Origin of the sequence: Enterococcus sp. DIV0086, assembly GCF_050498705.1 — a bacterium.
GTDB classification, from domain to species: domain Bacteria; phylum Bacillota; class Bacilli; order Lactobacillales; family Enterococcaceae; genus Enterococcus; species Enterococcus faecalis.
In genome coordinates this window covers 171951-184166 of sequence record NZ_JBNIDN010000002.1, presented here as the reverse complement: position 1 = coordinate 184166, position 12216 = coordinate 171951, and the positions used below count along the sequence as shown (strand labels likewise).

Below are 12216 nucleotides of genomic sequence, written 5' to 3'. Positions count from 1 at the left end.
ATAATTTTTTTAAACAGAATATTAAGCGAGTGTTCTACGAACACAAAGGTCGATACGAATGTCCAAGAATCGCTCAACAATTTTACGATGTAGGAATCGAAACCAATAGACGTGTTGTGGCGATCCTTATGCGTGGAATGAATTTATATGCAAAAGGATTTCATCGACGCCAATCTTCTCATGGTAGAGGAAAAGCAATCAAAGACATAGTAAAAGAAAATTTATTGAATCGACAATTAGAACAGAGCCAAATCGACGATGTTTGGGTGACAGATATTACTTACATTCCTTGTAATAACGGTCACGGTCGTCTCTATTTGTCAACCTGCATTGATTTAGCTACTCGTATTCCACGTTGCTATATGGTGGATTCAAACATGAAAAAAGAAATTGTCATCCGTCCATTACAAAGTTATAAAGGATAATTGCCTATGGTAATTCATTCCGATAGAGGTAGTCAATATCGGTCTCTTAGCTATCAAGAGCTATTGACCGACCACCACATCACACATTCAATGAGCCAACCTGGGACTCCTGTTGACAATGAGGTAATCGAATCGTTTCATCGATCAATCAAACGAAAATTAATTGAACCCAACAAGCATAAAAGTAAAATAGACAGGAAGGTGTTGATTCAAGATTATTTAGAAGACTACTATCCAAACAAAAGAATTCATAAAAAATTTATGATGACTTCTCGACAATTTGAGGCGAAGAATATAAGTAATCTAACCGACTGTTAACTAAACTGTTGCAGGTCCCGAATAACCAAAAGCAACAAACGTGGTGCAAGATGCCAAAACATTATCAAGCATTGCTTATCAATATGGAACAGACTATCAAACATTGACTGCATTAAATAGGTTGGCTAATCCAAATCTTATTTATACTAGTCAAAATTTAAATTATTAAAAAAGCTCTTTTTTAACGAGGGGGACATATTTGATCTATTCTTAATATGTTAGGTACTTCTGATTTATTCTAATAATTAAAAAAAGCTTGCTTTAAAATAAAAGTAGCAGTATAGTTAAATTAACAATATACACTTTTTCTCTCTGAGCCGCCCTGATCCAAGGACGGTTTTATTGCATGTGATTTTTTATATTACTCGTTGAAATTAAGTAACAATTGTTATATAATTGTAAAAACTATAATTTAATAACCTTTCTATATATGGCATTTATCTGTATAATAACTCCCTACCACCGATGCACACTACTTCCCCAAGTAATATTTTTTGTCGTTGTGGTAGGGAGATAATATTACAGTAATACTTTATAAGATTACTGTAAAGTATTTTTGTTAACTTCCAAAAAAAGACGAAATTTCACTTTGTAATTCATTTACCAACTAATCTATATGTACATTATTTCACTGCAAAGATTATCAAAGGATGGGTTTTGTTTTACGTAAAAAATTACTTATGATATATTTCGGTCAATGACATTGTTTGCTAATATTTCATTTTGGATGTCCCAATCCAATGTGTAACCACCTACAATTAGGAGTTGATTGTATGTGGTTCTTTTTTTACTGCAGTTTGAGTCCTGTATGGTCCATAAATTTAAAAATTGTTAGAAAAATATATAAGTAAAGACTTTTGGAGGGGAGATATAGTGAGAAACTTATTATGGTTTATTCTAGGAGGAACAGGACCAAGAGAACGATTAGATGATGGCTGTGGATGTATATTTTTATTTATTACAATAGCTATGTGTATCATAGCAGCAATGTTTTATTTTTTTTCACACTAAAAGACCCTAGCTAACGCTATGGTCTCAGACTGTAGACAAAAAGGAGTGGCTTAATTGCCAACTCCTTTTTGTTAGTTTTTGTATAAATTTGAAATAAAAAGCCATAGGCTTTTTTATTTTCCATAGCCATGTGGCTAGTTTTTTTAAATTCATAGCAGCAAACGTAAGCATCGTGTGCGCAGCGACTTTTTCAAGACCTCGATATTTCGTCCAGCGCATACCATGCTTTTTAATCTGCAAATATTCGTTCAATGGTTTGTTTTCTTTTTGTAAATTTCTTTATTTAACGCCGTATGGCGTTGGTGTTCAAGTTCATCCATAAGATCAGCCCAAATATGCCGAGTTACAATTTTTTGATAGTTTGCACTCGAAGTACAGGTTTCAAGTAATGGACAACTCCTACAAAATTTTGGATTTGATTTATAGGTTCGATAGCCATCACGAGTGATAGTTGAAAATAACAACGGTTGATTATTAGGGCATAAATAACAGTCAAAATAGGCATCATAAACAAAGTCTTTTTTGGGAAACATTCCTTTTACTCCATGAGGTGCAGTATATGGAAGAATCGGGTAGAGTTTCAAGTGTGACAGAAAATGAACAAAATTTAGGTCTTATATCCTGCATCAGCGACAACACGCTTTATATTTGAAAAGCTCTTTTCGACTGTTTAACCAGATCGATTGCGACTTGGCTGTCATGCACATTTCCTGGTGTGATTAGTGTAGATAAGATAAAACCGTTATCTTCGCAGGAAGTATGCGCAGAATAAGCAAATTGTTTTTCTCGTTCTCCTTTAACATAGTAGCCACTTTCTGGATCTGAATGACTAATTTTTTGAAGACTCAACTCACTTTCTGTGTCCCATGTAAAAGGACGTTTTCCTACAGCAATACGTTCTTTATTTATTTCATCTTCTAATTCATCTTGATAAGCTTTAGCTTGACCGTAGGTCATTTCTTTTGTGAACTTATGTTTATTGGCATTTGCTTTGATATGAGTAGAATCAATATAAAGGTTGTCTTCCGTAACGAAGCCAGCTTTGACAGCTTGTTCTAAAATATGAGAGAAAATATCCTCAAATAAAAGTTGTTTCTCTAAATCTTCGAACATAGTTTTTACCAAAAGTAGAGAAATGTGGGATAGGATCCTCGAATGAATATCCTAAAACCAACGATAAGCAACATTTGTTTCAACATCTTTAATTGTCTGTCTCATCGAACGGATACCAAATAAATATTGGATAAATACTAATTTAATTAAGATCACTGGATCAATACTGGGACGACCATAGGTCGAATACGTGGATTCTACAATGGGATAAATAAAATCAAACTGAATCGCAGCATCAATCTTTCGTACCAAATGATCTTTTGGTACAAGATCATCAATTGTTAACATAGCAAATTGATTTCTACCTTCAATCGATTGTTTTCTCATCATTAGAATCACTCCCAAAAATAGTTTATACAATCAGTATAAAACAAAAAAACTGCAAACAACACTCAAAATTTGGAAGTTTGTCTACAGTCTGAGACCCTAGCTAACGCTATGGTCTTTTCTTTTTTTATTAAAAAGTTATCATGAATAAAAAAAAATGATACATACAAAAACAGCAATAAAGAAAATTAATACAGCTAAAATTAGAAGTAATAAACGCGGAATAAACATTGACTGAACGCTCTCTTTTCAAAAAAATATACCACAACCATAAAATAAAACAAAAACCTACCAGAGACGGTGGGCATGACTACCATAATTGTATAAATGGGCTCTATACTTTCTGATGTTGGTATTTTTACCAACATCAGAAAGTATAGAGCCAAAATAATTGAGTGGTTTTTCTATGTATAATTGTGTACAGAAAATCAGGGTATTCTTAACCAAATGAAAGAAAAAAATAAGCAGAGAGGGGTTACTTTCTGCTTTTTTTTTGCTCTTATAGATTGTTGATTAAAGTCGAAAAGTGCACCTTCATAGTCAAGAGTTACCTTCTTTTTATCTGAAGATATTTCAGAAATTACCCCATGTAACCTTCCAATAATCACAACAGCGTCTTCCCTGGTTGTAAATTGTTTGAAAAATCTTGACGTTTTTTTGTTGCTTTTTTTGTGTACGAAACAGATAAAAATACATAGCAACAATGACTAGCAGTATGATAAGCATCGGTTTCATTTCTCCTTGTTAATTTGAAAATTTTTATATAGAAGACTATTTTATAAAAAGTAAGCATTGATAGCAATATTTGTTTTGAATATAATAGCGTAAAAATCAGGTTAAACAAAATAATACTTAATAAGTATCGACTTACAGAAATGTTAGGAAAATCTGCTTAGTTTAATGTTTACAAAACTTGTATATACTGTGTAAATCTTAAAAGAGCTTACCTAATTTAGAAATAAATTTATTTCTAAATAATGTTACAGAAAATACTAGTCCACCTAAAAAAAAAAAAAAACATCCGATTAAGCTTATTAAAAAAATAGTTGAAGAGTACTTTCAAATTTATAAATACTAGAAATTATTTTTAACATTAATAGACTTAAAATAGTCATTACTATAGTTGAATAAACTAATCTTGAATAATACTTTCTGTTATATTTTTATTGGATAAATATCAAATTTTCTATTTAGAAATCGATAAGCTATAATGGTTGTAAATATTGTGATTATAATTGTAGCAATTGACAACCCATACTCTTTAAATAGATATATGCATGGAATTTGAATAATAATTTTCAAGAGAAGAGTTATTGAAGTGATCTGTATAGCTTTCTTATGAAAAACTAGTGATTGTAAAATAGATAAGACTATTGTAAATATCCCTAATATAGATGTGCTAATAATTGTTGCTGCTAAATATCTACTTCCATCTAAATTAAACCCAAAGAATAATGTATTAAGAGGATTGCATAATATTATCATTCCTATTGAAGCAGGTAGTAAAAATGTAAAGGCTAATTGTAGTATTTGTGAGGTACCTTGTAATAATTCAGGATTTGATTTTACAGTACTTATTAAAGGTAGAGCTGAAATAGTAATTGATCCAATAATACCTAGTAGTACTGGAGCTAATTTATTAGGATTCGCAGAAGCTAATGTATACAATGTTTGAAGTTCGTTTAAACTACTTTGAGGAAAAACAAAGAATACAAAACCTTTAAAGAAAATTGATCAATTAATTATAAAATTGAAATAACTGATCCTACATATACAAATGGCAATGATTCCTTGATTATATCTGTAGCAAGACCTTTCATGTGAGATATAGATTTTAAAAGGTAAGAAGTAAAAATCTTTAAGTTGAAACAAATTCCTTTTTCCGATAAAAAGTAGATAAAGAAATGCAACTATTCCCCCTATGGAGGATGCAAATGTACTTAATATAACTGCAGATAAAATACTACCATTAAATTGAAATCTAATTAGATAGGTTCCTACTAAAATACAAATTATTCGAACTAATTATTCTAATAGTTGGGAAACACCAGAAGGAAAACTAAAATTTAGACCTTGAAAATACCCTCTTAGTGCGCTAAGTATAGGAATAATTAATAAAGAAAAGCAAAGGCTACGGATTGCTGTGATACCCGCAGTATGATCAACTATTGGACTCATTTTACTCAATGTAGGAGCGAAAATAAACATTAATAAAGCAGATAGAATTCCTATTATTTCCATAACTATCAAACCACTTTTGAATAATTTTTTTATTTGGTTTTTATTTCCTTTAATATTTAATTCAGCAATTTTTTTAGCAATACCACTAGGAAATCCAGCTGTGCCAAGTGATAAGAATAAAGCATAAGGCAAGTATGCGACATTATAAATAGCTTGAGCAGTTTGTTGATCGTGGATAGTTCCCATAAATTTTAGCCAAGGTATTAGATAAATGAATCCGAGAATTTTACAAACAATATTAAAGAATGATAACCAAAAACTCCCTATTAATAACTTTTTCCCCCATAAGCAACCTCCAATCTATTATAAAAAGTATAAATAAATTAGTTAGTAAATCTCTATGGTAAGGTTTATTTTTTTAATAAAAATTACAACTTGCATATTATCATACAAAACCCCACTGTCTTGATTGACAGTGGGGTTCTTTTTACTTTTTAGGTGATTACTGACTATTTGCTTAATGTAAGCTAGAAGAAAAGCGTTGATAAAAAATTTTTTCAACATTTGATTAGCAGGAGAACCTTTACTTTAAATGTGAAGAACTATACAATTTATGATTTGTTTAAATGAACATCTAAGACAAATTTACTTTTATTGTTAATAAAATAAGATTTAGAAAATTCGAATGCCCTGCCTTTTTTGATCATATCCAATTTGTTCAATAACAAGAACTGCATCATTTCTTTTTATATTCAATGAAGTACTAATTTCTTCGCTTGCTTTGTCGGCGTAGATAATTCTACGCGCATCAACTAATTGTAATTTTAATTTCTCTCCTAAATAATCATATACAGAACCTTGTAAAATTTCTTTAGTAATAGGCGCAATTGCCACAGGCATAATTACATGTTCAAAACTATAAACTTTACCATTTAACAAGCGAACTCTTTTAAATTCATAGATAGGGTCAGGTGTATTTAAAGATAATTGTTGTTGTTCATCTTTGGTAGGTAAACGTGCATCAAAAAATAAAATTTTACTTTCAATTGTTTGATCGCGATGAGAATAGGTAACTCCAATTGGTAAATCTAAAGGTAATAATTCACTTGTATTATTATCAATAATTGGCCGAATATACGTGCCAGAACCTTGTTTGCTGTATATTAATCCTTCATTTTCTAATAATGAGAGTGCTTTTTTTAAGTAATTCGAGAAACGTTATATTTTTCAGCAAAAAATTCTTGAGTGGGTAATAAAGTGCCGGCGCGATAGTGATTAGTTAAAATATCCTTTTTAATATCTGAATATATTTCGCGATATTTATACAATTTGTAAACTCCTATTCTTTATATTTGTATATACATTATACACCAAAAAAATTAATTTGTAAACATAAATTTAATATATAGTATTTACAAATATAGATATTTGTATATAATTAAATCAGGAAGCGTTTTCTATAAAATTTGAGAGGGTGTGCTATTTATGAGATTTGATATTCAAAAACTTCAAGAGCCATTACTAAAAGTTTCAGCTTGGGTTGAAGGAAATACTATTTTACAAGCCATAAAAAATGCATTTGTTCGTACAATTCCATTTACAGTTGTAGGATCATTTTCAAACTTAATTAAAATGCAAATAGATGCTTTGATAAAAAGTCAAGGAATTGAAAATGCCATTTTGTCAAATATAAGTAATCTATTTGGTTATTTAGGAAATGCAACTTTAGGTATTGTAGCAATTATTGTTGTCTTTTCTTCTGCTTATTCATATGCAGTTGAATTAAAAAATAAAGAAAAGAATGAACGTTTAAATCCGATTATAGCAACATTACTTGCTTTGTCAGCTTATTTTGTGATGGTACCTAATAATGTGAACTATTTGGATTCAAAGGCAGATATCGTTGAAGGATTTGCCTCTTCTTTCTTCAGTTATGAGGGGATGTTTACAGCCCTTATTGTAGGGATGCTTGCAGTAGCCCTGTTTTCTCGTTTTACTCGAAGTAAATTTACAATTAAAATGCCAGGAAATGTCCCACAAAATGTTTTTGATTCTTTCTTTTCTTTGATACCTATTAGTGAAGTATTACTAATATTTGGCATTCTTAGAATTATCATTCAATCTTTGGGCTATGTATCGTTATTACAAATGATTTCAGAAGTTTTAATTAAACCATTATTGACAGTTGGAACAGGCTTACCAGCAATCATTATTGTTATTTTGTTACAACAAATTTTGTGGTTTTTAGGATTACATGGATTTAATATTGTTTGGGGGGTAGTTTCAGCTTTTTGGTTACCAGTTTTCTTAGAAAATGTGGCAAAATTCGCGAAAACACAAAGCTTTGCGGATATTTCTATAGCACCGAATACTATGACAAATGTTTATGCAATGATTGGTGGTTCAGGGGCTACATTTGGTTTAATTATAGCTATGTTGATTTTTACGAAAAAAGGAGAGAAAGAGCGAGAAGTTGCTAAACTATCGTTAGTTCCTGGATGCTTTGGAATTAATGAACCAGTTATCTTTGGGTTACCGATTGTTTTAAATCCTTTGATGTTTATCCCGTGGATTGTTGTTCCTATTGTTAATGCAGTAATTGCATATATAGTAACTTCCATAGGATGGGTAGTGCCATTAGTTGTTTTAAATTCTGGTAATGAACCAATTTTTATTAGCACATGGGTTTTAGGAGCTTTTCACATTAGCCCAGTAATTTTAACGCTTGTATTGGTTGTTCTTGATGTTCTTATGTATGCACCTTTTGTTGTGTTAAATCAAAGACAAGAACGATTATCAGCAGGTTCAATTGAATCATAAAATTAATTTTATAAGAAAAGGAGCAAACTCATGAAAAATGTATATACTGTTGCCCATACTCATTGGGATTATGAATGGTATTTCACACGCCAAGAAGCACGTGTACAATTTATATTTCATATGGATGAAGTTTTAGAAGCATTTGAAACAAACCAATTAGATTTTTACACACTGGATGGACAAATGTCGATTATTGAAGATTACTTAGTATTATTCCCAGAAAAAGAGGAGAAAATTAGAAAGTTTGTAGAAGAAGGTCGATTGTTTATTGGCCCATGGTTTACACAAATTGATGAAATGACCACTTCTGGTGAATCGATTATTCGTAATTTAAAAATAGGAATTTCGGAAGCAAAAGCTTTAGGAAATGTAATGCGAGTTGGGTATTTGCCCGACTCTTTTGGACAGGGGCAAGATATGCCAAAGATTTATCAAGGCTTTGATATTCAACATGCTTTATTTTGGAGAGGAATGCCGAAAGAAGCAAACGCTCGTTATTTTTATTGGACGAGCAATGATGGCTCAAAAGTATTAACAGCTAATATCAAAAATGGCTATTATGCTGGAGTAGAACTAATTGAACAAAATAAATTTGATGAGTTAGTAGAAAAAATCAGTACACAATCAACTAATGAATCACATTTATTGCCTGTCGGCGGAGACCAAAGAGCTGTTGATTTTGATTTGAAACAACGAATTACGTTAGCAAATGCTGAAAGCAAAGATACAATACATTTTATCGAAAGTAACTACCCAGCTTTTTTTAAAGCATTAGAAAAAGAATCGATTGAGTTTCCGGAATTATCTGGTGAATTTATTGAGCCTTCGGATTCAAAAATACATCGAGGGATTTATTCTTCTAGATATGATTTGAAACAAATTTATGATCGATTGGAGCGTAAACTAACGTATCAATTAGAGCCACTATCTGTTGTAGCTAAAAATTATGGCATTTCTGTTAAGCAAGGTTTAATTACTAGTCTTTGGAAAGTTGTTGCGAGAGGACAAGCTCATGATAGTGCTGGCGGCTGCAATAGCGATAAAACGAATCAAGATATTTATATGCGAGGTATCAATGGATTACAAGAAGTACAAGCATGTATTGATTATTTACTACGGAAACTAAGCATTTCTTTAAATAAAGGACAGAATAATAAAGTTTTTCTTTGGAATCCACTGCCTTTTGAATTAACGACAATTCGTAAAGTAGAAATTTCTACAAAAATGCCTAATTTTTCACTAGTTGATGCAAAGGGAAAAAATATTAACGTAGAAATTTTGAATCAGAGAAAAGAAAATGCTGCGTTATTAAGAAGAAATCCAAAGATGATGGAAGCTGAACATTATTTTGTTACTGAAATAGCGATTGAATGCTCATTACCTTCAATGGGATATGAATGTTATGAAATTGAAGAAACAGTTGAAAATCCTCCTAAACGTATAAGAGATACTGAAATATCAAACGAATGGTATACTATTCAACTAAAAAAAGGACAACTTTGTCTTTATTCAAAAGAACTGGATAAATGGTGTCATAATTTTTTATGGTTTGAAGATGGTGGAGATGAAGGAGATACGTATGATTATTCACCAGCATTTAATGATTGGATAGTACAACTTGATTTTGAAAATTACGAACACCTTTCTATTGAACAAGGTGAATTAATTAGTCGAATGGTTATTGAAGGTAGTTGGACTGTACCGTATAACTTAATTTCTAGGAAAGAAAAAAAATTAGATGGAGTAGTAAATTATGAATTAATTTTAGAATTAAATAAATATACAAATTTGATTGATGTTAAACTGAACTTAGATAATCAGGTATTGGATCATCGACTAAGATTAATGTTAGAAGTAGAGACAAATGCAGCATTTTCCACAAGTGATACACCGTTTGGGATGATTCAACGTCCAATTAATGAAGAGCATTTATCTGATTGGAAAGAAATAGGATATAAAGAAGAGCCAACAAGTATGAGACCAATGTTACATGTAGCCAATTTACATGACGAACAAGAAAGCTGGTCGTTTTTAACAAGAGGTAGTAAAGATTTTCAAGTACTTGATATTAATAAGCAAATTTTAGCGATTACTGTTTTTAGAGGAGTAGGATTTTTAGGGCGACCAGATACGTTGAGAAGACCTGGAGATGCTTCTGGTTTACAAATGAGAGAAGTTCCTACACCGGATAGTCAATTAGTGGGCTCAATTATATTTGAAGGTAGTATAGTATTAGATACAATATTTGATATACAAAAATTACAAACAAAATATTTAGAAACAACCCAAGATACACTTTATTATCAAACACAAGAAATCAATAGATTTACGACCCCTATTCAATATTTCCCAGTAAATCCAATCAAAGTGAACGAAGAACTTCACACGAAAGTAACACTTGTTCATTCGAATGTTGTATTTAGCAGTCTTTATGCGATGACAGATAAATCAGGTATGGAATTACGATTATATAATCCAACCAATGAAGAAAAAAAATCACCGGGGACACTAGTGTTTAATCAGCCTGTTAAAGTAAACTTACTTAATTTAGAAGGAAAATCACTTGTTTCAATAGCTGAAAATTTAGAAGTATTAATTATGGAGCCATTTAAACCAGGAGAAATTAGAACATACGGAGTTTTTATTAAATAGAAATGGAGTAATGACGTGATTAATCAACAAGAACTAATAAAAGAAATTCAAAAATATGCAACTACAGTTAAATTAAATAATGGAAAAGCAACAAAAAAATTATTTCAACTTGCTTTAGTTGATACGATTACTAATACAACTTTTTTTTAGAGACAATGGAGAGATTTTTATAGCAACAGGAGATATTCCAGCAATGTGGTTAAGAGATTCAACTTTTCAAATATTGCCGTATTTAGAAATTGTAAAGAAGTGCCTAAAATTATTGAATTAGTTCAAGGAGTATTACAACAACAATTAACATATATAAAGCATGATCCATATGCGAACGCATTTAATAAAGAAGCAACGAATCAACATTATAGTGATGATATATCGAATGTATCGATTTCTCCATGGGTTTGGGAAAGAAAATTTGAAATTGATTCTTTGTGTGCACCACTTTTTTTGCAATTACTTTATATAAGAAAGTAGGTTATACAAAACATTTAACTGATGAATTTTGGAAAGTTACTGAATTAATAATTGATACATTTATTAATGAACAATATCATAATTCGTCAGAATATTTTTTCCAACGAACAAATTGCCCAGAGTCAGATACTTTGACTCAAAATGGTAAAGGATCTCCAGTAGCGTATACGGGCTTGATTTGGAGTGGTTTTAGACCAAGTGATGATGCGTGTGTTTATGGATATTTTATTCCAGGAAACTTTTTCATTTTATCAATATTAGAACAGTTACAAGAACTTTTAATATTGAATTTTAACCAGAATCAAGTAGTGTTGCAAAACAAGATGAATAAATTACAAAAAGATATAGAATTAGGAATTCAAAAATATGCTATTTTAGAAGATGAAAAAGGCGATAGTTATTATGCATATGAAATTGATGGATTAGGAAATCATATGTTTATGGATGATGCCAATATTCCTAGTTTGTTATCCTTACCTTTTTTAGGTTGTCTAAAGGAAAATGATAAAATCTATCGAAAAACACGTGAAAAGATTCTAAGTAAAGAGAATCCCTATTATTACTCAGGGAAATATTTAAAAGGAATTGGTAGTCCACATACTCCTCCAAATTATGTATGGCCAATTTCACTTGCAATGGAAGGCTTAACTTCATCAAATAAAGACTTTGTGAGCGAAAAAATTAATCAAATTGCAGAAACAGATGCAGAAACTTTACAATGTCATGAAGGAATTGATGTAGATGATCCTAAAAATTATACAAGGGAATGGTTTTCTTGGGCAAACATGATGTATTGTGAGCTAGTTTTTCATTATTTAAAGCTAAATCAAACAAGCTAAGATAGTTTAAGTGATAAATCAATATACAGTGATAGTATTTGATGGGAATGATAGGCATT

The 12216-nt window shown here is 30.8% G+C and carries 6 protein-coding genes and 6 pseudogenes; 8 read left to right on the top strand and 4 right to left on the bottom strand.

Annotated elements, in window-relative coordinates:
• Positions 1-27 precede the first annotated feature (27 nt).
• The 4 genes and pseudogenes from IGI63_RS14900 to IGI63_RS14885 all read left to right on the top strand — a co-directional run.
• Positions 28-93 (top strand): annotated as a pseudogene (locus IGI63_RS14900) (helix-turn-helix domain-containing protein); the annotation flags it as partial.
• A pseudogene (locus IGI63_RS14895) lies at positions 69-743 on the top strand (IS3 family transposase). The pseudogenes IGI63_RS14900 and IGI63_RS14895, both read left to right, overlap by 25 nt.
• Positions 744-768: 25 nt before the next feature.
• A pseudogene (locus tag IGI63_RS14890) lies at positions 769-903 on the top strand (LysM peptidoglycan-binding domain-containing protein); the annotation flags it as partial.
• A 713-nt stretch (positions 904-1616) separates the two neighbouring features.
• Positions 1617-1754: a hypothetical protein gene (locus tag IGI63_RS14885; RefSeq protein ID WP_429976080.1), complete on the top strand. Its 138-nt coding sequence runs from the start codon at positions 1617-1619 to the stop codon at positions 1752-1754.
• Positions 1755-1778: 24 nt separating this feature from the next.
• On the opposite strand, the pseudogene IGI63_RS14880 reads toward IGI63_RS14885, so the two are convergent.
• The 4 genes and pseudogenes from IGI63_RS14880 to IGI63_RS14865 all read right to left on the bottom strand — a co-directional run bounded on the left by IGI63_RS14880 (position 1779) and on the right by IGI63_RS14865 (position 6703).
• Positions 1779-3197: pseudogene (locus IGI63_RS14880) on the bottom strand (IS1182 family transposase).
• Positions 3198-4349: 1152 nt separating this feature from the next.
• Positions 4350-4862, bottom strand: coding sequence for a polysaccharide biosynthesis C-terminal domain-containing protein (locus IGI63_RS14875; RefSeq protein ID WP_429976129.1), 513 nt, complete (start codon positions 4860-4862; stop codon positions 4350-4352).
• A gap of 357 nt (positions 4863-5219) precedes the next feature.
• Entirely contained in the window at positions 5220-5702 is a 483-nt protein-coding gene (locus IGI63_RS14870; RefSeq protein WP_429976303.1) for an oligosaccharide flippase family protein, read from the bottom strand.
• 284 nt (positions 5703-5986) lie between these two features.
• A pseudogene (locus IGI63_RS14865) lies at positions 5987-6703 on the bottom strand (GntR family transcriptional regulator).
• Between the two features lie 157 nt (positions 6704-6860).
• On the opposite strand from IGI63_RS14865, the gene IGI63_RS14860 reads away from it, so the two are divergent.
• The 4 genes and pseudogenes from IGI63_RS14860 to IGI63_RS14845 all read left to right on the top strand — a co-directional run bounded on the left by IGI63_RS14860 (position 6861) and on the right by IGI63_RS14845 (position 12157).
• On the top strand, positions 6861-8195 hold the full coding sequence (locus tag IGI63_RS14860; RefSeq protein ID WP_429976128.1) for a PTS sugar transporter subunit IIC: 1335 nt from the start codon (positions 6861-6863) through the stop codon (positions 8193-8195).
• Between the two features lie 30 nt (positions 8196-8225).
• Positions 8226-10847, top strand: coding sequence for a glycoside hydrolase family 38 C-terminal domain-containing protein (locus IGI63_RS14855; protein ID WP_429976127.1), 2622 nt, complete (start codon positions 8226-8228; stop codon positions 10845-10847).
• Between the two features lie 15 nt (positions 10848-10862).
• The gene (locus tag IGI63_RS14850; protein ID WP_429976126.1) at positions 10863-10997 is read left to right on the top strand and encodes a hypothetical protein; all 135 of its coding nucleotides are present in this window, start codon (positions 10863-10865) and stop codon (positions 10995-10997) included.
• 43 nt (positions 10998-11040) lie between these two features.
• Positions 11041-12157 (top strand): annotated as a pseudogene (locus IGI63_RS14845) (glycoside hydrolase family 125 protein).
• The last annotated feature ends 59 nt before the right edge of the window (positions 12158-12216 follow it).

Excerpts from the sequence above, each read along its gene's own strand:
- IGI63_RS14860 (WP_429976128.1), top strand. The coding sequence starts at position 6,861 with ATGAGATTTGATATTCAAAAACTTCAAGAGCCATTACTAAAAGTTTCA.
- IGI63_RS14855 (WP_429976127.1), top strand. The coding sequence starts at position 8,226 with ATGAAAAATGTATATACTGTTGCCCATACTCATTGGGATTATGAATGG.